Annotated in this window: 26 protein-coding genes and 1 pseudogene; 10 read left to right on the top strand and 17 right to left on the bottom strand. The window is 44.1% G+C overall.

The window, feature by feature from the left end:
• Positions 1-72 precede the first annotated feature (72 nt).
• The 9 genes from modB to ABEW32_RS10450 form a co-directional block, all read right to left on the bottom strand.
• The gene (gene modB / locus ABEW32_RS10490) at positions 73-750 is read right to left on the bottom strand and encodes a molybdate ABC transporter permease subunit (RefSeq protein WP_430187338.1); all 678 of its coding nucleotides are present in this window, start codon (positions 748-750) and stop codon (positions 73-75) included.
• Positions 747-1,595 carry a molybdate ABC transporter substrate-binding protein gene (gene modA / locus ABEW32_RS10485; RefSeq protein ID WP_430187335.1) on the bottom strand — a complete coding sequence of 283 codons (849 nt, stop codon included), beginning with the start codon at positions 1,593-1,595 and terminating at the stop codon, positions 747-749. The genes modB and modA overlap by 4 nt, the downstream gene beginning before the upstream one ends.
• Positions 1,596-1,641: 46 nt before the next feature.
• Positions 1,642-2,349, bottom strand: coding sequence for a DUF542 domain-containing protein (locus ABEW32_RS10480; protein WP_430187332.1), 708 nt, complete (start codon positions 2,347-2,349; stop codon positions 1,642-1,644).
• A gap of 112 nt (positions 2,350-2,461) precedes the next feature.
• Positions 2,462-3,883, bottom strand: a complete 1,422-nt coding sequence (gene hemY, locus ABEW32_RS10475; RefSeq protein WP_430187330.1) for a protoporphyrinogen oxidase — start codon at positions 3,881-3,883, stop codon at positions 2,462-2,464.
• Positions 3,876-4,982 carry a TIGR04053 family radical SAM/SPASM domain-containing protein gene (locus ABEW32_RS10470; protein ID WP_430187328.1) on the bottom strand — a complete coding sequence of 369 codons (1,107 nt, stop codon included), beginning with the start codon at positions 4,980-4,982 and terminating at the stop codon, positions 3,876-3,878. The genes hemY and ABEW32_RS10470 overlap by 8 nt, the downstream gene beginning before the upstream one ends.
• A 15-nt stretch (positions 4,983-4,997) precedes the next feature.
• Positions 4,998-5,786 carry a YwiC-like family protein gene (locus tag ABEW32_RS10465; protein WP_430187326.1) on the bottom strand — a complete coding sequence of 263 codons (789 nt, stop codon included), beginning with the start codon at positions 5,784-5,786 and terminating at the stop codon, positions 4,998-5,000.
• Positions 5,787-5,910: 124 nt separating this feature from the next.
• Positions 5,911-6,708, bottom strand: a complete 798-nt coding sequence (locus ABEW32_RS10460; RefSeq protein WP_430187324.1) for a hypothetical protein — start codon at positions 6,706-6,708, stop codon at positions 5,911-5,913.
• Positions 6,709-6,742: 34 nt separating this feature from the next.
• Positions 6,743-7,213, bottom strand: a complete 471-nt coding sequence (locus ABEW32_RS10455; protein ID WP_430187321.1) for a hypothetical protein — start codon at positions 7,211-7,213, stop codon at positions 6,743-6,745.
• Positions 7,214-7,259: 46 nt separating this feature from the next.
• Positions 7,260-7,736: a DUF6097 family protein gene (locus tag ABEW32_RS10450; RefSeq protein WP_430187319.1), complete on the bottom strand. Its 477-nt coding sequence runs from the start codon at positions 7,734-7,736 to the stop codon at positions 7,260-7,262.
• Positions 7,737-7,804: 68 nt separating this feature from the next.
• On the opposite strand from ABEW32_RS10450, the gene ABEW32_RS10445 reads away from it, so the two are divergent.
• Together ABEW32_RS10445 and ABEW32_RS10440 are read left to right on the top strand one after the other, a co-directional pair.
• Positions 7,805-8,119, top strand: coding sequence for a hypothetical protein (locus ABEW32_RS10445; RefSeq protein WP_430187317.1), 315 nt, complete (start codon positions 7,805-7,807; stop codon positions 8,117-8,119).
• Positions 8,120-8,138: 19 nt separating this feature from the next.
• Positions 8,139-8,372, top strand: coding sequence for a hypothetical protein (locus tag ABEW32_RS10440; RefSeq protein ID WP_430187314.1), 234 nt, complete (start codon positions 8,139-8,141; stop codon positions 8,370-8,372).
• Between the two features lie 5 nt (positions 8,373-8,377).
• Here ABEW32_RS10440 and ABEW32_RS10435 read toward each other — a convergent pair whose 3' ends face one another.
• Both ABEW32_RS10435 and ABEW32_RS10430 read right to left on the bottom strand, forming a co-directional pair.
• Positions 8,378-9,088 carry a DUF1963 domain-containing protein gene (locus ABEW32_RS10435; RefSeq protein ID WP_430187311.1) on the bottom strand — a complete coding sequence of 237 codons (711 nt, stop codon included), beginning with the start codon at positions 9,086-9,088 and terminating at the stop codon, positions 8,378-8,380.
• An 11-nt stretch (positions 9,089-9,099) separates the two neighbouring features.
• Positions 9,100-10,026, bottom strand: a complete 927-nt coding sequence (locus ABEW32_RS10430; RefSeq protein WP_430187308.1) for a cell division protein ZipA C-terminal FtsZ-binding domain-containing protein — start codon at positions 10,024-10,026, stop codon at positions 9,100-9,102.
• Between the two features lie 159 nt (positions 10,027-10,185).
• On the opposite strand from ABEW32_RS10430, the gene ABEW32_RS10425 reads away from it, so the two are divergent.
• The 5 genes from ABEW32_RS10425 to ABEW32_RS10405 all read left to right on the top strand — a co-directional run bounded on the left by ABEW32_RS10425 (position 10,186) and on the right by ABEW32_RS10405 (position 14,549).
• Entirely contained in the window at positions 10,186-10,932 is a 747-nt protein-coding gene (locus ABEW32_RS10425; RefSeq protein ID WP_430187617.1) for an MORN repeat-containing protein, read from the top strand.
• A gap of 275 nt (positions 10,933-11,207) precedes the next feature.
• Entirely contained in the window at positions 11,208-12,293 is a 1,086-nt protein-coding gene (locus tag ABEW32_RS10420) for a WXG100 family type VII secretion target (RefSeq protein WP_430187306.1), read from the top strand.
• Between the two features lie 33 nt (positions 12,294-12,326).
• Positions 12,327-13,163 (top strand): hypothetical protein, encoded by an 837-nt coding sequence (locus tag ABEW32_RS10415; protein ID WP_430187303.1) that lies wholly within the window; start codon positions 12,327-12,329, stop codon positions 13,161-13,163.
• A complete protein-coding gene (locus ABEW32_RS10410; protein ID WP_430187301.1) occupies positions 13,156-13,641 on the top strand; it encodes a DUF5381 family protein in 486 nt (161 codons plus the stop codon). Before ABEW32_RS10415 ends, ABEW32_RS10410 begins: the two co-directional genes overlap by 8 nt.
• A 350-nt stretch (positions 13,642-13,991) precedes the next feature.
• Positions 13,992-14,549, top strand: a complete 558-nt coding sequence (locus ABEW32_RS10405) for a YdhK family protein (protein WP_430187299.1) — start codon at positions 13,992-13,994, stop codon at positions 14,547-14,549.
• A gap of 155 nt (positions 14,550-14,704) precedes the next feature.
• On the opposite strand, the gene ABEW32_RS10400 is transcribed toward ABEW32_RS10405, so the two are convergent.
• From ABEW32_RS10400 to ABEW32_RS10390, 3 genes and pseudogenes are all read right to left on the bottom strand, one after another.
• Positions 14,705-14,992: a hypothetical protein gene (locus ABEW32_RS10400; protein WP_430187296.1), complete on the bottom strand. Its 288-nt coding sequence runs from the start codon at positions 14,990-14,992 to the stop codon at positions 14,705-14,707.
• A 14-nt stretch (positions 14,993-15,006) separates the two neighbouring features.
• A complete protein-coding gene (locus ABEW32_RS10395; protein ID WP_430187615.1) occupies positions 15,007-15,492 on the bottom strand; it encodes a methylated-DNA--[protein]-cysteine S-methyltransferase in 486 nt (161 codons plus the stop codon).
• A 599-nt stretch (positions 15,493-16,091) separates the two neighbouring features.
• A pseudogene (locus ABEW32_RS10390) lies at positions 16,092-17,096 on the bottom strand (glycosyl hydrolase); the annotation flags it as partial.
• Between the two features lie 966 nt (positions 17,097-18,062).
• On the opposite strand from ABEW32_RS10390, the gene ABEW32_RS10385 reads away from it, so the two are divergent.
• Positions 18,063-18,236 carry a hypothetical protein gene (locus ABEW32_RS10385; RefSeq protein WP_430187293.1) on the top strand — a complete coding sequence of 58 codons (174 nt, stop codon included), beginning with the start codon at positions 18,063-18,065 and terminating at the stop codon, positions 18,234-18,236.
• A gap of 209 nt (positions 18,237-18,445) precedes the next feature.
• On the opposite strand, the gene ABEW32_RS10380 is transcribed toward ABEW32_RS10385, so the two are convergent.
• On the bottom strand, positions 18,446-18,817 hold the full coding sequence (locus tag ABEW32_RS10380; protein ID WP_430187290.1) for a hypothetical protein: 372 nt from the start codon (positions 18,815-18,817) through the stop codon (positions 18,446-18,448).
• A 183-nt stretch (positions 18,818-19,000) separates the two neighbouring features.
• On the opposite strand from ABEW32_RS10380, the gene ABEW32_RS10375 reads away from it, so the two are divergent.
• Both ABEW32_RS10375 and ABEW32_RS10370 read left to right on the top strand, forming a co-directional pair.
• On the top strand, positions 19,001-19,180 hold the full coding sequence (locus ABEW32_RS10375; RefSeq protein WP_013311365.1) for a hypothetical protein: 180 nt from the start codon (positions 19,001-19,003) through the stop codon (positions 19,178-19,180).
• 90 nt (positions 19,181-19,270) lie between these two features.
• Positions 19,271-20,080, top strand: coding sequence for a GNAT family N-acetyltransferase (locus ABEW32_RS10370; RefSeq protein WP_430187288.1), 810 nt, complete (start codon positions 19,271-19,273; stop codon positions 20,078-20,080).
• A 101-nt stretch (positions 20,081-20,181) separates the two neighbouring features.
• On the opposite strand, the gene ABEW32_RS10365 is transcribed toward ABEW32_RS10370, so the two are convergent.
• Positions 20,182-21,354, bottom strand: coding sequence for an MFS transporter (locus tag ABEW32_RS10365; RefSeq protein ID WP_430187285.1), 1,173 nt, complete (start codon positions 21,352-21,354; stop codon positions 20,182-20,184).
• 70 nt (positions 21,355-21,424) lie between these two features.
• Entirely contained in the window at positions 21,425-21,703 is a 279-nt protein-coding gene (locus ABEW32_RS10360) for an ArsR/SmtB family transcription factor (RefSeq protein WP_257126170.1), read from the bottom strand.
• Positions 21,704-21,866: the final 163 nt, after the last annotated feature.

The following is a 21,866-nucleotide window of genomic DNA, read 5'->3' as shown; positions in this document are numbered from 1 at the left end:
ATAGAAAATCCCTCGTTCTATGGAAGGATACAAAAAAGCCTCCCTCTGGCAGAGGGAAGCTTGTATAAAAGATTAATGGTTCTTTTGGCCTGTTAACAGGAGCATTATAAAAGAGATGAGTATGATCGAGCATGTCCAGGCCCAGGCCATGGGAAGATGACCAGCATCCACTGCAATATAAATGGCTGTCGGAATCGTTTGTGTTTTGCCTGGAATATTTCCGGCAATCATCAGCGTAGCACCGAATTCGCCCAGCCCACGGGCAAAACCGAGTATAAAGGCTGCTTTAAAAGAAGGGTAAATCAACGGAAAGGTGATATAGCGGAAGACCTGCCATTCACTTGCACCCATTGAGCGCCCCGCGTTTTCCAAGTCCCGATCCACGGAAGCGAATCCCATTCTCAGTGTCCGATAGACTAGAGGAAAAGCCACAACCACCGCTGCCACAACCCCAGCCCACCATGAGAAGACAATAGGCTCGCCAAACCATTGCTCTACCAAACGCCCAAGCCAGCTTTTTCGTCCGAGTAAGATTAACAGTAGAAATCCAACTACAGTCGGTGGAAGCACCAGAGGCAGCATAAGCACGGTTTCAACGATTGTCTTCCCTTTAAATAGTCCGAGCCGCGACATGAACCATGCCACAAACAAGCCTATTAGGATCACCAGAACGCTGGATAACAGCGCAACCTGTAGCGATAATCGGATCGGAGGCCAATATTCGTTCCAGTCTATAGCCTGCATGCTCACTTCGGTATGGTAAATCCATACTTAGCCATAATATTCAAAGATTCTTGCGATTGAAGGTATTCATAGAAGCTTTCAGCTTCTTGGATGTGCTTGGAAGCTTTGATGATCCCGATAGGGTACTCAGCAGTTGAATAAGTTTTTGGGTCCACCTCAAAGGCAATTTTCGCCTTTTGCGAAGTTAACGCATCTGTCTTATACACAAACCCGACATCAGCGTTACCCGTTTCTACGTATTGTAGCACTTGTCTAACATCCTTTGCCTGAACGAGCTTGTCCTGTAGCACATCCCAAAGCTTAACGTTCGTCAGTGCTTCCTGTGCGTATTTGCCTGCAGGAACACTTTCAGGAATACCGATTGCTACCTTTTTCACTTCGCTTTTCGTTAAATCCTTTACACTCGTGATGCTCGCAGTCCCGTCTGCAGGGATCACCGCTACTAACTCATTCGTCAGCCATGTTTTTTGTTGATTGCTCTCAATTAACTGCTGATCTACGAGGGACTTCATGTTTTTCTTTGAAGCAGACAAAAACAAGTCCGATGGTGCGCCTTGCTCAATCTGCTTTTCCAGTGCACCCGAACCACCAAAGTTAAAATTCAATTTAATGCCTTGATGGGATGATTCGTACAACGTCTGGATTTCTTGGAGTGCATCTGTTAAGCTTGCGGCTGCGGAAATGGTCAGATCAACAGTTTCAGCCTTTTTCGATGTATCCTGGCTGGATGCCTCGTTCTGAGTCGTACTGCTAGTACTTGAAGCTGGTTGCCCCGTACCGCATCCTGCAAGTAATAACACAATAGATAAAACAAAGAAGAGTGCCTGACTATGTTTAATAATTTTTTTCATTTTATTTGGCTCCTTACGTTCTGTCTATATGAAGTAATAGGTCACATCATGAATGGAGTTGTGCCTGTCTGGTACGTTCAACTAACGTACAATTCTCAAGCAGTATATGATTATAAATGTCCGCTTCCAGGTCCTCCAATCGCTTCAACACTAGTCGGTGCGTGCCACAAGCTTCCTGTAGCGGCTCAAAGCCATTGGTAATCAAGCGCAGCTCCTGCAATAAATCTACAACCGCTTGATGCTCATCTTGCAACTCGGATAAATGAAAATGAAGTGCATCCACACGTTCAAATGCCGAGTCTTGAAGAAATGCTTGAATCAGCGGAAACAGAAGGTTTTCCTTGAATTGAATATGTAACGATAACTTCTGTTTAAGCAAGGTATAAAGTTCATTCACTCGCTTCAGGTGTGAATAACGTTCGCCATGAACCCGCGTTAGTTTGGTAATATACGGGGTGAGCGCCGCTAGTTCTTCACATAACTTTGTATGATACTCGTCCTGGATATAGGCGATCAGTTCCTTAGGTTCCAGTGAGGAAGGTTGCATTTGCTTGTGCTGTGCCTGATTTTCCTCCACTTCATGCACCCGCGCCAGCAATTCATCAGCGTGAAGACCTCGACTCTCTGCTGCTTCACGGAGCGGTATTTTCCCGCCACAGCAGAAGTCAATCCGTAGTTTGCGGAACAAGTCACTTGTTTTGGGTACTTCTCTCACAATGTCCGCTACCCATGTTTCTTCCGTTAACTGACTCATTTTTCATTCCCCCATCTACTTCATTTTTATTCTTAATTCTCATTTTATGCCTCTCAAAAGACTGAGCCAATCAGGGTGTTCCCTCTTTCACTTATGGAAAGTACCTGCCTGTTTATAAAAAACCTGACACCAGCTCTTCAGCGGCTTCCTTACCTTGGGCGATACAGTCTGGGATGCCAACCCCTCCATAACCAGCACCGCATAGAAACACATGTGGAAAATACTGTGACAAATCATGCCTCACCTTCGCCATATGCTCTTTGTGTCCAACTGGATATTGCGGCATCGATTGATTACATCGGCTAACCTCGGTCATTTCAGGTTGAGCTTCGATCCCCATTAGATCCTTTAGGTCTTTGCGGGCTGCTTCTACCAGTTCCTCATCTGTCATCTGAACCCATTCCTGTGCACCTGCATGTCCAATATAAGTCCGCAAGAGTGTATAGCCCTCAGGTGCGGTATGGCTCCACTTTGTCGATGACCAAGTACAGGCTGTAATCATTTTTCCTTCCTTACGGGGAACTAGAAATCCTGTACCCTCATAAGCAAGACGAAGTTCTGAATTTTTATACGCCAGGGAAATATTCGCTACCGAAACGTACTTGATCTTATGGAGCCAGCTCACACTTGCGATATCGGAAAATAATGTAGCAGCCTCAAAGGCTGGAACAGCGCAGATCACGGCATCTGCATCTATGATTTGTCCTTGATCCAGGACTACCTGATAACCGTTCTCTTTTCTTACCTCAGCCACACGTTGCCCCATCACAAATTGGACAGTGTCGAGCTTTTCCTTTAACCGCTCCACGATGGTCGATAATCCATGTTGATAGGAAAGAAACATGCTCTTCTTGGCGATTTCCGGGTATTTGTTAGGTGCACCCGATCTTCTCCCTGCCCCTTTAGCCATACCTATAATCAGACTTCGATGCTTTTGCTCCATTTGCTTAAATTGAGGGAAGGTTGACTTGAGGCTAAGAGAATACGTATCGCCAGCGTAAATACCAGATAGCAAAGGCTCAGTAATCTGCTCCAACACCTCTTTACCTAGACGCCGCTTGATAAAATCCCCCAGCGATTCATCCGTATCGCCTTGCTTGGCTGGAATGATTAAATCCAGGGCTGCGCGCGCTTTTCCCAGTGGAGAAATCAATCCTGTCCGAATGAAGGGAGTTAACTTCGTTGGAATACCTAAAATAAAACCCATCGGCATGGTATGCAGCTTGCCTTTATGCAAAATGGAGGCCGACTTGGCCTTTGGGTTTGTTGACACCAAATCGGCTTCCAGCCCCAATTCCATAGTCAGATCCAATATAGCCGTCTTTCTGGCCAGAAAAGCATCCGGTCCTTTTTCAATCATAAAATGGTTTTGGCGAACCGTTTGCAACTTTCCTCCCAGACGGTCGCTTTTCTCCACCAGTGTAATCTCCACTTCAAGCTGCCTGTCCTCGGCCAGCTTTTTCACGTAATAAGCAGCACTTAAACCGCTTATTCCTCCACCGAGGATCACAACTCTTTTAGCATTTTTATTCATGAGCACACGTTTCCTTTCCCACTCCGGGCATATATGCACAATATGGGTCACTCTCCAGATAATCTCCTGTGATTGCAAAAGCCCTTGCTCTGGAGCCTCCACAGATTGTATTGAATTCGCAAACTCCACATTTGCCTTTAAGCAGAGATTTATCTCGAAGATGGTTCATAATTGGAGAGTTACGATAAATATGGGCCAAGCTATCCTTTCGTACATTTCCGCATGTTAGCGGCAGGAAGCCACTCGGGTACACCTCACCGATATGACTGATAAAAACAAATCCATCTCCATCATTTACACCTTTAGGAGCGCGTCCCAGAACATCTGCCCTTTTGTGTTCGAACGTTGCACTATGCTGTCCTGCTTTGTGCTTTTCCTGTAGGACAACCCTTCGATAGTGAGGTGCTTCGGTAGCCTTTACACCGTAGGGCATCTGTTGCTGTATCTGATACAACCACTTCATTACAGCCTCATGTTCATCAGGAGTAATCATATCTTTTTCCATACCACGCCCGGTTGGAACGAGAAAAAACAAGCTCCATAACACCGCCTGCATTTCTTTTACCTTCTCTGCAATGTGCTCCAGGTCATGAAGATTGTAGCGAGAGACGGTCGTGTTCACTTGGATAGGAATGTTCAGTTCCTTCAAATAGCCAATTCCCCGCATAGTCGTATTGTAAGAACCCACAGTCCCGCGAAAATGATCGTGAATGTCCGCACATGAACCATCAAGGCTAAAAGCCCATCGTGACAAGCCAACCTGCTTTGCTTTTTCGACCGCTGCTCGGGTCACTTTCGGGGTCGCACTGGGTGTCATGGAAACCGATAGCTTTTTCTTCTCAATGGCATATTGAGCCAGCTCAAACAAATCGGGACGCGCTAACGGATCTCCACCTGTGAAAACCACCAGCGGATGATTCATTTCAGCGATTTGATCGAGCAGCTTTTTGCCCTCTTCAAATGTCAGCTGACGAGGGTCAGGCTTATATTGAGCTTCCGCTCTACAATGAAGGCATTTTAATGCGCAAGCTCTCGTTACCTCCCAAATGACGATAAACGGGTCTACGCGATAATCTCGTGGCGTTTGCAAAGATTTCATTGATGTCTCTCCTTTTTAAAAATATAAAAACAGCACAGATACATAGAGCATCAATGAAAATCCAATTTCAGCCATGCCTACATGCTTTGCCTTTAACTCGAATTTAGGAAGCCATATAGCTCGCAATAACAAAATTAAAAATGGAATAATCAAAAACACCTTGATCCAGACGGCCAACAGCACAATGATCAGATGATAGATAATAGACGCATAATAGTAACGTGGATTTTTTCTTTCACGAATGATCGTTTTAACATAAAGAGCCGTTCCTATGAAATAACACACCAACAACAAAAATAGCTCTGTGGTTAGTGTCCAATCTCCGCCTTCGCCAATATGAACAACAGGATATATAAAAGAGCAGAAAAGCAAAATCGCAGCAATGTCATTTAACAAAGCACGTTCATTCTTCATTTTGGCGTAATACATATTAGCCATAAAAAAGAACAGGAGCAGAACTCCGTACCAGATCAACGCAGGTTTAACCCATACTAGAGAAGCTAAAAGAGGGAGGAGTATTGCTCCGTATATAACAACAGGTTTACGGTATCTTTTACTGTTTCCCGTTTTGATCCATTGGAGAACAGGAAAACTAAATAAATAGATAAAAAACCAGCATACGAATAGAGGTATATGAATGAATTGTTTTGGAGAAGCAGCTAAGCCAAACAAAAATGGAAGGATGAGCATCGCCCAGGCTCCATGCTGATTGGGGATATATCTACTGATCCCTTTCAAAGTCTTGTTCCTTTTTTCACAATGTTTAATATCTTTATAACTTCGGTTAATCGATTCATCATCCATTCCCCCAAAATTCAATTTTTCACCCTACTTTAATTCTAAGTATTCTGTCCAATTGAACCAATCAGGGAGTTCCCTTTTTTGTTTGGGGGAATAGCCTAACCTGAAGATAAACCTTCACTTTTTTTTATAAAAACGTACCGAAATAATAGTCCAGCGCTTCCTGGGAGTATCCGTCATCTCCTTGCCAACTTGCTACGGAATAAAAATCATCATTGCCGCCGCGACGTCTGCGAGGTGTGTCCTGTGGTGCCAGCAAGCCCGCATACCCCCATACTTCCATAACCACGTCGCGTTCATTTTTGCTGGATGGGAACACCTCCTTCCAGCGCTTTTCCAATTGCCGCGCACCGTTCTGAGCCTCACAGTCCTGAACAGCTTCCAGCATGCTGTGAAGGATAGCCAGATCCTGATCAGAAACCTGATACTGCTCTTCTTGACTAAACAATTCAAGGTCCATCCAGCAGTAAAGAAGGTGATTCAGCCGAATACCTCCCCATTTGATTCGTTCAAAATTCAGTACATTCAAATCCGCATTGACGTATTCCTTATCGGACATTAATTTATGAAAATTACAATCCCCACAGCTGCTGTAATTGGGCAGGACAACAGGTCGTTCCCCATAGTTATGCAGTGGCAGTCTTGCGGTTAATGCCCAGCTCGACAAGGCGCTGCGCAAATGAACCTTTTTCGTAGAAAGACTGTGCAAAAACGCCGCTGCCACTCGCTCTTTTGTAGCCTTTTGCTGGTGCAGCTCGTATAACCTTTTTATAATCTCATCATGTGTAATGGTGATCGGATCGAACATCAAGCCCTTACTTTTGGCATATTCAAAATCTTCACCCGAGAAGGGCCCCCGTTCCTGCTTCCAGCCGCTGGAGGACCAGAATGTATTCATGAGTATTTTCTTTGCTTTTTTATCCATCACACTTCTCCTTACTCATCTGACACTTTCACCTTCAACATTCATCTTTATACTTAAAAGCAATGGCCGTATTTCCCGACCGGGGGTCAAAATAAGAAGAGATTTTCCCCCAGTTCAGTTCATATTCCATATAGGGGTATGGCTTGGTTTGGCGATAGCTTGGCTTCATGGACAAATGTTGTTCTAACAAACGATTATGCTCCCTTAGCCGCTTCCTCTCCCCTTCTTCAGACCAATTATCCCATGAGGTTGGAAATTGATTGCCCTGAAGCGAGATCTCCACCACAATTAAGTTTGAATCCTTAAAGCATACAGACACAAAAAAGTGCCGATGCAGCAAAGGAACCTGATCAAAATGATACCAAACATACCCATTCCCTAGCTTTCTTATAGAATGAAAATAGTTTGAATAGAAAGCAGTCTCTGACAACTGATCTTCCGTTAAAGAAGAATAAATCGCGTGTTCATCATTAACCTGAATGATTCCCGATTCCCAGTCATTCATTGCTGCCACTCCTTAAGCTGATATGCCAATCTTCTACAGCAACTCTTTATCCTCGTTTGTCCACATGATGGAAAATGGCCTGCCAGGCCCGATCCAGCACGCGTGTATGTAATCGACTAGCACAAACATTTCTAACGATACCAAGCACGATCACACCCACAAATACAACACTAAGTATCGTAATAGATGGAACCCAATATTCGAACATGGCATTTATCAGCACATCCAGCAGATGTCGCTCCGGCTGCAAATATTCCACCGCTGCAACAATACATGCTGCCAGCAATACGAGCACAGATAGGGTCATAAGCGTTGCATTGATTACTTTGTATCTGGCAAGCCCTTGCTGAAAAATGCGAGTGCCAGCATATTGCTCCAGCAAGATAATTTGCTTGTGAAAATCATCTTCCACCTGCTCTACAGGCAGGTCGTGCTTTTGAATCAATGCATGAGCTTTCTTCAGTTCGGATTGAATAAATAGGCTGCTCTGGATAGCAGATCCTAACTGACCTAAAACATTCATATCTTTTTTCCTCATTTCAATAGTTTCTAAATTACGAGTATATCGTTTCATACTGAACATGACAATGTATGATTGAGCATACGATCCAAGGCTATGAAGTATACAGATTGCGATTGACAGCAGAAAAACATGGAGAATTCGATTCATGTAACTTCCTGCTGCTTCTACAAGTTGAAAGCAAATCGACCGCCGAGCAATATGTGAAGTTAAAGCAACAGCTGACCCGCTTTCCAAAAGAAATAGAGGTACGCAGCGAATTGATGATCAGCACGCCCCAATCGAACTCCCCAACACCACCGCAACATGTACAGCGGCGTGCATTCAAGCCCTTTTTTGCTGTTGAATATGTAGATGTGCAAGCCCCATATGCGAAACATTCTTGAGCATAAAAAGTGGTGCTACATGATGATTGCCCTTGAAACATTGGAAGTGTGGCACCATCATGACGCCTTTCCGACATGGAATCAAATCCATATCATAGGCCTTTACCCGGAAGCTATGCTCCGTTATAAAAAGGATTTCCAAGAAGGCTTGCACCAACATGCCGGAGTTACTTTTCAGGAAAACTTCGATAGGCTCAAACATATTCGAACCATGCTCTACAAAACGATCGCTGTCAGGCTCTTCTCTACATGAGCTTTTTAGTAAAAATCAAAGTAACCCCGCCAATCTCCATCATCCTGATACTTGGCAAAATAAAAGCTGCCCCCATCGACAATGTTCAATCCAGCTTTGGTGTCTGACGCAATCTGAAACACAAATTCATAGCCTTCGCCAAAGTCGATGCCTGGTTGAATAAAGCTGGGATAGCCACCCATTTTGTGAACCGCATATATTTCCTCTACGATGTCCTCAAAATAGTCGGGTTCCTCTTCGTCCATATGGTTGAGGGCATTGCCATACTCCTCAGGGATGTCTTCACCGTCCCAAACGGGATAGTCATTCTCGATGAGCTCGGGGAATAACGGAAACGCTTTGATTTGCATAAATGCCGGACCAAAATCTTTTTCCACCAAATCCTCTACCGACGTATACTCACGAATGCACATATATCCTTCCATGTCCTCATGATCCAGCACATCGGGGGACAGGAAGACCGTCATCAGCTTGATATTACGCATAGCTTGAGGCACAAATGGCAAAGCAGGCAAATACAGTTGCATGATCGGAGCCATAACATTCCCCTGCTCATCAATCGGCTGTTCCTCTGTCGGTAAAGCTACTGTAACTCTACCAATCCAGCTCTGATCAAGGGAATCCGACGGTCTGCGGCCCCCTGTATGAAATATAGTAGCTTTCCGTTTTAGGATCATTCTTAGCTTCTCAATGGAGCTGCTAGACAACGAAACCACTCCTTTCTAACCTAGAATAGAAACATCACAACTTCCTCACCTGCTTTAAAACCAAACTTATCTAGTCTGTCTTCCATCTCTTGAATCTGAAGCAGATAATCTTCTGGAACAGCTCGCAACTCTTGTTCGTTGACTAATGTTCCGCCGAGTCTGGCGCGTGCATATTCGGCACTGTTCCACATCGCCTCGAACACAGTTTGCGGCTGCATGGTTCTTACCACATCCATACTGAATATCAAATCTGCAAAGTGGTCCTCTGCAAGTGTACTCAGCCAAAAAAATCCAGGCTCGGTTCCCGTATGTACGCTGAATAGTTCATCAGAGCCTCCCGGACCGTGATGGTGTGCATGGAAAATATCCATATCTCCCCACTCCAATCCAAGGCTGAGCATGACATCCCAGATGTCCACTCCGCGGTAAGATTGACCTTGATCTGCTACCAGCCTAAGCATGACCGTGTGTTCCCTCTCACCTTCCTGATCTACAAATGCTTGAAGTTTTTCCGCTTTTGCACGTGCATGAGCAGCGTCCTCCCGAGGAAGCACACGAACGGTACCCTTCTCCTGAAATCGCGCTGGCAGTGTGTTCATAAAGTCAGTAACCTTGGCTTCCTCCAATCGAATCTGCATCTCTACATTATCGAATATATCCATACAAATACAGATTTTATCATAATGGCATTTGCCTGCCGGTCTGCGTCCCACACTAGTCCATATCTGCAAATCATGGACATGCCCATACACAATATACCCCTTAAGCAATTGCAAAATATCTTCATCTGACAACGTAAAACCACTGAATTCCACATCAATCAGCCAATAGATATTAGCATCTGGCTCCACTTGATGGATTCCTTTTATGGTCTTCACAGGCTTCTGTACCAACTCTACGGCAAGAATGCTAGATACATCCTCACTCCCATGTTCTGGTAAATTCAAGAATTCCCCTCCTTATTACCTGTTTTCACTTAACAGTTTCCTATAATTCTCAATCTATATTAAACTATAAATCACCAAGCACAAAATAGTATAAAAACGGTGCTGGGTCGTTGAACATGATTCGTAGAAACTCAAAGCTTCGAAAGGGGAGAACTCATGATGCAAAAACTTTGGCAAAAAGGAAAGGCTTTGTCCCTGCCTATTATGGTGTCTGCATCGCTGATTTCTGGAGCGCTGTTGGTAAATATACCTGCAGCGAATGCAGCTGCAACCAAGGAATTGCTTCAGTTATCCGGGCAGGCTACTTACTATGGAGAGGTTGAGAATGGTCAGCCACACGGGCGCGGTACGATCAAATGGAGCGAATATAAGCAGTATTCGGGTGATTTTGTGAATGGCAAGCGATCAGGAACTGGAAAATATATAAATCAATACACGGATGCAGATGGACAACATCATAAAGTCGTATATAGCGGAACGTGGAGCAATGACACCATAAGTGGCAAGGGTACGCAGACTGATAAAGTGACGCAAACGGACGGAACGATACGTTCGAATGAAATCCAAGTCGGTACTTTTCAGAACAATGGATTACAGAACGGCTACCAAGTGATCCATGCTGTAGCCGATCCAGACTACAGCTTTACTTATAAAAACGGAAATGAAGTGCTAAATATTTTGCACAGTAATCAGGATCTGGTCCAAAGGTGGCAGCAAGGTGAGCTCTTCTCCGTAAATTATAAAAATGGCTCCATCCAAAAGGAATACTCCATGTTCCCTGAAGAGGTCGCAACCAAAGAACGTCAAAGACAAGCGGCCATCAAATATCTCAAAGGGATTACCGCCAAGATCACCCCTCACTTGCAGCAGTTTGAAAAGCTGTCCAAGCAGGTTCCTTTAAAATAAGCTAGAGTGTCGCACATTATATAGTAGCTTCTATGCATGATGGCCTCTCATTCTTATGGAAAGCTCCATTTGAACAGAGAGGCTTTTTTTCATCTTCTTTATGAGTAACATGTAAGAATTTCGAATCATAACAACTCCTACTATTTTCCCTTATACCCCCTCACGAACTCATACAAATGACTTATTTTTTGCTGAAATCCCCTCCTTTTTTTGCTAACCTCCGCTGGAGTCACTAAAATATTAGGTAATTATTTTAATCATCCGAGGTGGACATCATGGCTAAAATTATGGTTCCTCCTGAGAAACTAGAAGCGGTTTCCAGGCAGTTCGCGCAGGCACGTGAGCTGGGGGCACAAATTTGCGGACAACTGTCACAGCATATTCAGATGCTAGAGAATAGCTGGGCAGGAACGACACAGCAACGGTTTTATCAGGATTTTCATAAGGCACGTGGACAAATGGATGCTTTCACTCAAACGGTCGGTTCTGTCAGCACAGAGCTGCGTTCCATTGCAGTAAAATTCAAGGAAACAGATACCCAAGCAGACGCGGGGATTAGTCAAGGAAATCAGAGCGAACAGATGAAGAGCAATGAAGGAGCAGCTTCCGGGAAAAAAGGAAACGATCCAGCAGATATAGCCATTAACAGCCTGTCTGAGGCCAATAAATGGCGGGGGCAACTGGGCTTTGCCGGGACTGCGATCTATAGCGGTCTGGCTTCTACACTTGTGCTCACCAAAACAGTAGAATTCAAGAAAAGTCTAAAAAATCCCACTCGAGCGGTTATACATAATGCGGCATGGGTAAAGGGCAAGGGTAACAATGCTTTTATGCGTAATTTAGGCAAAAGCATAAACCGCCAATTCGCTAAACCAGGTATTGTCATGAAGGGCTTAAAGGGCTTTGACCGTTTAGCTGGAAAGCTTCAAATGGGTAAGCTGGGTCTGGGATTCAACAAAGCCAACAGCTTTCCTCAGTGGACGCGCAACGTCATCGCCGGGGTGGAAAAAGGTCGTTACGGCATAGCCACCCGCCAAATTCCCGGCATGATCGCCAAAAAGCTATATCCTATTAATGCCACCATGAATATTGTGGGCGAGGGCATTAATCTGGCTGGAAAATGGAAAAGTGGAAAGCTTACCGGAACGGATGTGGCTGTATCTGCTTCTAACGTAGCGATCAAAACTGCCGCAACTTATGGCGGTGCTGTCGTTTTGGGGTCCGTAGGTGGTGCTATTGGCGGTCCGGTTGGTGCAGCCGTCGGTGCATACGTCGGCGGTACAGTAGGAAGCTGGGCAGGTGGAAAAGTCGCCAAATTCGCTGAAAAAGGGATACGCTGGGCCAGCAAACTATTTAAATAACACACACTTAACAGATAGTGAAGGAGCCTGACTATGGATAAACAAACGGTAATTTTAACGCTTGAGGAACTAGGCTTTGCCTTGACCGCACTAGGTGCAGAGGATATGGCTTCGGGTCTGCTCCAATCTTATTACGGGGAACTAACGGAGGATCGCTGGGAACTGCTTTTTCATGCCGCAACACATAGCCTGGTATCCAAAGGCTTGTTGGAACAGCAGGATGACGGGCAACAGCAGCTTGAATTTGATGCGTTCATTGTTGAACTGCTGACTCATCTGGCACAAAGCCGCCAAATGCTGCGTGGATACAAGGAGCAGCAGGACAAGCAAAATACATTAACGATACACCATGGAAACGAACGTTTTCTATATCATTTTTCCAGTCACAATGAACTCCATTTCTTTCGCTGGTCTTCCCCAGAAGACTGGCATCACGACATTGATCAATTGTTTGGTCTGTCGGCTCCCAGCTTCAATGCCCATAACCGATACGTTGATCTGACAGAAGATCAGTGGAATGAGCTGACCTCATCCAACTTCACAATGCAGCAATTGGCAACGTGGAAGCTTCAAGCGTCGGATCAACAAATGATACAAGACTGGCGAGAGGATTTTAATCGAAATCACTGCAGTCTAGATAACTTGAGCCAGATGGTCTACACGGACGCGGATGAAGAGGGGCCTTCCGTTACAAATCTGCTATTTGTTCTTAAAGGAACAAATGATGTGTGGATCGTAAGAAATACAAAACTGGATATGCAGGCCACTCCATGTCTGCGCATTGAAAGTGTGACCGAATCTGACTGGAGAGAACGAATAACTCAGTTTATTCAGGCGTTTGTACCCGACGAGGCGGTATTCCGTGGATAAAATTGTATATCGCAGATCCTTGGCATTTTGGAAAGCTCTGGGTAGCTTGATGTTTGTGCTGATTTGTCTGTTATTGCTATTGCTCATTTTTATCGACGAAGATATCTCGGCTCTGCAAATCTTTTTCTTTATTACGTCCGCCATGGTTGGACTTCCTTTTTTCGGTAGTTATTTGGTAGTTTGTTTAAGCAGAACGTTTCGTAAGGAACCCTTCCTGTTCATCTTTGACGAACACAGTATTTCCGATGGTATTCGAACGATCCCATGGTCTGCAATCACTAAAGTCGAATTCGTGGGGGCCTCCATCCGCAGATGGCTGCGTCCTCGCTTCCCTGCCTTTATTTTTCACCTTAATGACCGCAGCACCTGGGAAGTCAGCACCGATTATGTGTTGAATGATATGGAACTGAATCAAGCCGGGAAACAACTTCGAACTCTCATTAATCAGTATGGCAAGCCGAAAATTAAACGTTCCTGAACATTGCCATGCTTGCAGCAAACAACTTCCTTGCCCTGAAGATGACCCGTTTTAAAAAATCCCATTCGTAATCCGGGTCATCTTATCCCTTCGATTTGCGCTCTCAAACCTGTGATTTCTTCTTCCATGGTTCCATAACGGCTATACTCAAAAAGCCTTCTCCAGGAGTAACCGCAACATATGTCTCATCTAATAAAAAGTTTGTAATGGTATTCGATGTAGGTCCCTCCGGCGTCAGCAGAACAGGTTAACGGGTATGGTTACCAGGTATGTGATATAATCCCGTTTCAATTATACCCCTAGGGGGTATAATTGAATATGAAAATAAAATCCTAAAGGAGCTATTGAATATGAGAAAACAATGGGCTTTGCTTGCTGGTGCAGTCATGATTATTTTGAGCGGGTGCGGGAACAGTAACACGCCGAATCAGGAGCATACGACAAACAGCAGTCAACAGCATGACACATCGGAAATGAATCACTCCACTTCCAGTGAGCTTCCTGCCGGACTACAAGAAGCTGAACATCCAGCCTTCAAAGTTGGCAGCCAAGCGATTATTCGAGCTGACCATATGCCAGGCATGAACGGCGCTAAGGCCACGATCGTGGGTGCTTATACGACTACTGCTTACACGGTCTCATATACTCCAACGACTGGAGGAGAAAAAGTGACTAATCATAAATGGGTTATTCATGAAGAGATTAAGGATGCAGGCAGCGAACCCTATGCACCGGGAACGGAAGTTATCCTGACGGCAGATCACATGAAGGGGATGGATGGAGCTAAGGCTACCATAGATTCCGCTGAGCCAACGACCGTATACATGGTAGATTATACGCCGACTACAGGAGGAGAGCCTGTCAAAAATCATAAATGGGTGACGGAGAGTGAGCTTTCAGCCAATTAGAGCTTTTATATCACAGGATGCTTGTGATCGCCAAAGGGAGCCGGGCAACGGCTCCCTTTGTACGGCTTTATGGGATTTGGACAAACCTTGTTGGCTTTACTTCTAGCTAACGTTCAATCTTCAATGTTCATATGTATTTCCTTGAGTCAGTTGGTTTAACGCGGCATACGCAGAATGGCTGCCTTCAGTGCTTTGATCCCTTCTTCGCTTTTTAAATAATCTGACGGGGTTTCGTGACCAAGTGCGGGAACCTTTAGATCCATCCAAGCCAGCAGATATTCGCCCATGTCAGGCAGCAGCACAATCTGAATCTCCTTTGGAATATGACTTTGGGCCACCTTTGCCCTGATCGCCAGATCTACCTGATCATATCGCTCCTGATAGAGCTGGACCATGTGGGCCCAGCTTTCCGGCTTAAACTCTTTCAAATATATCTCTCTCACCCATGATACCCTCCTTATGATCCCAGACAACGCTTCTCATGCTGAAGCAACCATTCTTTTCTCCACAGGCCCCCTGCATAGCCAGTTAGTTTCTGGTTGGACCCAATAATTCGGTGACATGGAATCACAATGCTCAGCTTATTTTTGCCATTCGCACTGCCAACGGCTCGGATCGCTTTTTCATTTCCAATAGCAAGAGCAATATCTTTATAAGCTGTCGTTTTACCGTAACCCACGGTCACCAGCGCATTCCATACTTTTTGCTGAAAGTCTGTACCTTCATAAGCATAAGGAAACGAAAACTCAAAGCGCTCGCCTTTAAAATACTCGTCAAGCTGGCTAGCGCATTCCTTTAATACTTGGAACGGAACCTCTTCTATAACCCTTGTTGAAGGCTCATTCCGATTAGAGAACATAATAGAATAGACAGCCTCATTGGTGCCCTGGATCTCTATCTCTCCAATCGGTGATACATAATTCAATACAGATAGCTTGCTTATCAAAGGATAATCACCTTCCATTTCTAATTCCTATTCTTGTGCAACTTCCTATACTCACTAGGAGATGAATATATATGTTGATTTCACGCCCAGAGTTCATATTGGGGAAATATACGCCAAGCTTATGATTATGTCTACTGGTCTATGATTAATATATTACATTTTATATAAATCGTCGCGCTTATTATCTTCGTTACAACAGGATAAGCAAAACCCACACTATCGGAAAACCTTGTCAAATCAAGGGTTCTTGAAGTTCCTTATGCCGTTGGCAGCGTAAAATGAACGACAGGAACGAAGAACGGTGCGTATTGACTCTTAGGTGGACGCTCTTCCCGCCATTAAACCAGGTTGCATGGGCCTATTTCCCTGCTCTGCCTCTCTTCTCACCAAATCGGAAGCCAGCCTCCTTGCTAGATGCCCAGGCTAGGTCAAACAAGCCTTTAGAGTTTAAGCAGCTCATGAAAAAAAGGGTGTTTTGGAATTACCCCAGAAACACCCTTGCTATCAATTCGTTTAAGTATACATTTTATTCAAGCAACGTATCAGAAAAATTGGTTTTAACACCGTTAATTGTTTTGGTCGTAATGATCTACATCCGGTAGCTCATCGAGCGTGATTACATTTGGATGGTTGAACACTTTGTTCAAATGCTCCCGGCTGTTGTTTACGCCATCGGTCAGGAACTCTCCTGTCCAGGTAGTGAACCAGCTCCAGTTTGTTCCGTCACTGGAGAGCAAATCTGGATCCGGGATCGCACCGTTCTCGGTTAATGCGACCAGCTTCTGGTCGTTCACAAGCGAGACGAGGGCGTCATATTTGTCAGTGACTGGTCTATAGTCGCCCGCAGACGGATAATGATCCGTACTCACGATGTCTACAACATCGTTTCCGGGATACCACTCCGGTGCGCTAGAATTCCAGATCCAAATCAAATTGTTCAGACCATGCACGTTCGTTAAGCGATCATACACCAGGTGGTAAAGTTTCTTTGACGGCTCCGGACCTTTCGCCCCCCACCAGAACCATCCCCCTTCCGCTTCATGCAACGGCCGAAAGAGCACGGGGATTTTCGCATCTTTTAGCTTTTGAAGCTGTACCGCAATGGCATCGATATCCCGCAAAATAAGTTTATAATCCTCGGATTCCGGGTGATTCAACGCGTAGTCAACATCGAAAGTGGTGGAATCCCCGAAGAATCCCTTATACCACTCTTTACCGGGCTGGTCAATTAAACCCTTCGGCGCGTTCCAATGCCATACGACAGTGACAATACCGCCTTGGCTGTGCCAATCGATCGCATTCTCGATCTCGGCGGAGGAAGCGCCGTGCTCGACTCGAGACGGTGAATAATCCATCAGGTCGAATCCGACAATGGCTGGCTTTTTACCAATCGCGTCCTGCATCCAACTAATGTTAGAACTGTTCTGCTGACCGGATAGTATACTCTTGCCGTATTGATCAACAAAATAGCTCATCAACGATTTGGCTTCAGGAGAAGCGTTAGGATTAACGAGTGTCTTCCTAACCTGATGCTCCTTAGTGACTGTCAATTTTTGAAATTGGGCCGCCCCCACGTTCAGAACCCCTGATCCTGCTTCATACACAGCTTCAGACACGGTAACCGGTTCTTCGGATGCATGGGCAAAATAGTTGATATTGCTCTCTGCGCCTGCCACCATTGGTAGCGAGAATAATAACGCTGCCCCGGTCAGGGCGCTGATCAAACTCTTCGTTTTTTTTAATGAATTCATACTAGTTATCCTCCTAATGTTTATATGCTGCTGTCTGTTATCGCAAGATAAAGTATGTTATGTGAGAAACAGGAAGTTATCTCAAAGAACCTAATCCTACGATCTCAAGTATTTATATTCTGTTTTAGCCCCCTTTTTTTGTGCATAACATAATCCATTTTTCTAGTACACTACCTTCTCTCCTAAGGATCCGGCTGGTTGACTAAACCCATCAATCGCAACGTACATTATTTTTTGGTTTAGCGAGTTGATCCCAACTTCCTATATGAAAAGGCTTTTTGGCGAATCCTCAATTATATCGTCATCAAGGAAAAAAATTGAAATAGTTCTATTTGAGTGAAAATTATTTCATATAACAATGAGCTATCAATTCCTGCAAAGAGTGGTAGAGGCTAAGTATGTGATAAAGAGAATATTGTCGATTCATTTTTATGAATCTTTAATTCACCCTTATGAATTTTGATTTAAATTATTGTTATCCTTGTACTATATAGAGGATTCATACTCACACACATGTTAAAACGAATCAGTTTACTTCTTCCACGCAGCTCGAGGATGAACAGATCAAAATGAAGATAGTGAATGCTGTAAAGAGGTAAGAGGAATCTACGATTATCGATGGGTCAAAGTATGGATCGAAAATACGCTTGATGAACGACTTGAGGATTTAAGCTGTCATATGTAAGAAAAATCCTTACTACGCTATTTTATATTCAATGGACAGAAAAACTATCTGCCCAAGGCGCTACGGGTGATTACGGTAGTCTTGAAGGAGTCCTCTCCCGTTCTGGCAATAGTACGAATGAAAAGACGTTCATGACCAACTTCTATGCTAAACGTACATTGGTTGTCGATACTAATGATTATAACCAACCTCCTAATGGTAAGAATCGGGTGAAACAATGGAGTTCTCTTTTAGCTTCTGGCGAAACAGATCTTAAGAATGCAGATGCAGCCATAATTAAAGTAACGAATTGGGAAATGAAGTAAATCATCATATACGTAATAAGGAGAGCATACCATATGCCCTCCTTATTTTATTTTCATAAAAATAACATTCCATTCACTCTTCCGTACATTTCTTCTCATCGTTCTATATGTAGGCCGTGTGTACAAAAAGAAAGACTGCTCCAAAAGCTCGAAAGTTGCAAGCCCCTGAAGCAGTCTTGTAAAATGTTTATTGTGTCGAATGGATTTTGTTAGACGATTCGATAGCCGGCAGGCAGTTTGCCAGTACTGCGGATATTACGGATTTGCTGCAATGTCAAACGTTGATTGGTAGAAATAATAGATTCCACATCATTCCCGCGAATCAGATCATCCAGGTCGGCGATGCTGTGGTTGCCTCTATACACACGAAAGTTACCTCTAAACCGCGTGCCGGTAAAGAGTACAAGTGTAGCATTGCTGCTGGTGGAAAAGAAACGCAGACTTTCGATACCGTCGAGAATATTATCGGTGTTACGAATACCTAGGTTTCCTCTGAATATTCTACTAGAACCCCGAAAATTTTCTTCATTGTAGACTGTAAGGCGTGGATACGTTTGAGATACGTATGCTTTATTAGTCATGTTGTTAATTCCTCCTTTCAACTCTAGCATATGCTTCCCTATTCAATTGGCGCGGGCCTTACAGCATTCATCTAAAAATGGCTATATGTTGAACAGAGTAGACGCAGACTTGAAAAAGGAACATACGTTCTGTATAATTTAGCTTAGTAATTTGGAAAATCCTGAAATAACGGAGATGCAGACATGGACGATAAATTTATTGAGGAACTACGCGAAATTAGCAGAAATGACAAGCGCAGATCCGAATTTCTTATTAAGGGTATGAAGGAAACGCTTCAGGAAAGAAAAGAGAAAAACTTTATCGAAAGATGGATTTGGCGACAAAAAAATAAGAAGCTTATAGCGCGGAAGTTTAAATCTTAGTAGATATAACAGCAGCTCTTTGTAGCAGTTTAATTTTCATAGCATATACAAATACGTTAGATCAAACCTCATTTTTAGGGAGGCAGAGCCATGATTGAGCAGCTAGCCCCATATGACGATCTATTAAATCACAATCCATTTTTGATTGATGAGGTTCGATATAATTTGCTTCATCGAATATGTGAGTCCGAAGAATCAACATGCCTTAAAACGTCTGATGGAAATATGATTTTCGCTCAATCACCCGGGCATAAGGCTTGGCTATGGATTTCACAGCAAATCATCGGTAGCCATAAATTGGCCTATATCGAAGAGCTCTTACATTATTTAAAAGGAACTAACCTATCAGGTGTAAGTGGTGATATCGAAACCGTCGAGAAGTTCGCAAATGCTTATGCTGATCGGTATACTGCTCAGGTACATACCCATATGGTCATGGAGTCTTATTTCTGCCTGGAGTACAAAAAATCTTCAGGCGTTGAGGGAGTCATGCGACAAGCCATTTCAGAGGACACACAGTTAGTTGCCCAGTTTCTAGCTGGTTTTTCAAAAGATGCTTTAGACAGTTCAGTTGATCCGACTAGTCAAATATCAGCTGCGAAGGCAGCGATTGAGACAGGGAATTTATATCTTTGGATTGTAAATAGTATGCCCGTGTCCATGGCTAACATTGCTCATCGTTCTCCGAGGCATGGCCGAATTAATGCTGTTTATACTCCCCCTACCTGGCGAAAAAACGGGTTTGCCAGCGCAATAGTATCGGGGTTATGTTCCATTTTGAAAAATGAGCAGCTAACTCCCATGCTTTACGCAGATATAAAAAATTCAGTTTCCAATCAAGTTTATAAAAATATCGGTTTTAAAGAAGGCGGCAAAATTACTGATATTGCGTTTGGATAGATCCTCCTGCTGTCAGGGGAGCATATGAGTGCTCACTCAAAACAAACAAGCCCAGCGATGCCATCTACCGCTGGGCTCATTCTTCAATTATCTATAATTCTTTATTCTGTCACACCCAATTCCGTGTGAACCGAAGATCTTCGTGAAAGTAAATATACAGCTACCATGGCGATAGCGACACCAGTTGCTCCAAACCAAGTGATGGAGGCCAGCGAAACCTGACCAACAACCACACCGCCAACTCCGGCTCCGGCTGCCATAGCAAGCTGCATGGTAGACTGGTTGAGGCTCAGCATCACACCGGAAGATTCCGGTACGAGCGTGACCAAATTATATTGTTGAGTAGGTCCGGTTGTCCAGGCTGCGAACGACCACAGCATCAGGAAGACAAATACTGCACCTAGAGAATGAGCGGCGACAGGAAGTAACAGCAAGGAAAAGACATGCAGCACCATGCCCACGAATAATGTAAAGGAAATACCCTTTTTATCTGCGCTGTATCCACCGACTTTCGACCCGATCAGGCTGGCGATTCCGAAGGCAAGTAATACTGAGCTTAGCATATTGTCCCCTACACCTGATACATTCAGTAAGTATGGTGAAATGTAAGTATACGCGAGGGAATAACCCCCTCCCCAAAAGAAGGTAATCGCCAATCCCAAAGCAACTTCAGGCTTTTTCAGAAGAGCAAACTGCTGTAGTAAGGGGATCGGCTGATCTCCCTTCAAGCGAGGGATTGTCATAGCAATAACGATCAAGGCAACAATCCCTGCTAACGCAATACCGAGAAATACGGTTTTCCAGCCATAAGCAGAAGATATCATTCTTCCAAGCGGCACTCCGATAATCAGCGAAGCTGTAAACCCCATAGTGACTGTAGCAATAGAACTGGCCTGCTTGCCGGCTGGGGCAATTTTTGCTGCAATGCTCAGCGCTGTAACTACGACCATCCCCGCCCCGAGGGCCATAAGAATACGTGCAGCAATAAACATTCCAAAACCCGGCAGTGCAAAGGATAGGACATTGGCAACTGCAAATAATCCAAGAGAACTCAAGAGCAGTTTGCGTCTGTCCCATTTAGCCGTTACTGCCATTAGAATCGGCGTGCCAATCGCATAGGCCAGAGAATAAACAGTAATTAACTGACCTGCGGCCGCCACTGTAATTCCCATCGTCGCCGAAATCTGATCCAAAATGCCAGCGATGATATATTGAGATGTGCCTACCAAAAAACTGACAATGGCCAAAATAAATACTTTCCATGGACTCTGCATTTCCTAGTAACGCCTCTTTCCTTTTCTTGTTTTTATATTTTTGCAAATATCGAAATTAAAACTAAAAAAATTATGTGATCAAAAATGGAGCATATTTCTGTGCTGCTTCCACATCCAGGCTGTAATAAATAAACGTCCCTTCTTTACGGAATGTGAGTAGCCCAGACTCTGCCATTTGCTTCAAATGATGCGATAGCGTCGAAATAGCAACACTGTTCAGCTTTTCACCAAGTCTAGAACAGCATTGGTCACTTTCCTCTTTTAACAAAAGTGCTATTTTGAGACGAGTCGGTTCTCCAAGGGCTTTATATATTTTTACAGCTTGCTGCATCTCTGTTGTATCCTTCACCCTGTTTGTCTCCCTTCGGTTCCAGTCCTAATTTCGATGTTTGTCGAAATAAAATTAACACAAACATTTGCAAAAGTAAACCCGATTATGTTAAAGTCGCATCTTTTTGAACTCTATAGTGTAAATAATGGTCTTGCTCATCTTATAATAAAAATAATCCCCT

Source organism: Paenibacillus jamilae, from assembly GCF_050482105.1.
In the GTDB taxonomy this organism is placed as follows: domain Bacteria; phylum Bacillota; class Bacilli; order Paenibacillales; family Paenibacillaceae; genus Paenibacillus; species Paenibacillus jamilae_B.
The sequence above is the reverse complement of the archived record's forward strand: the minus strand, read 5'-3'. Positions and strand labels throughout refer to the sequence as shown.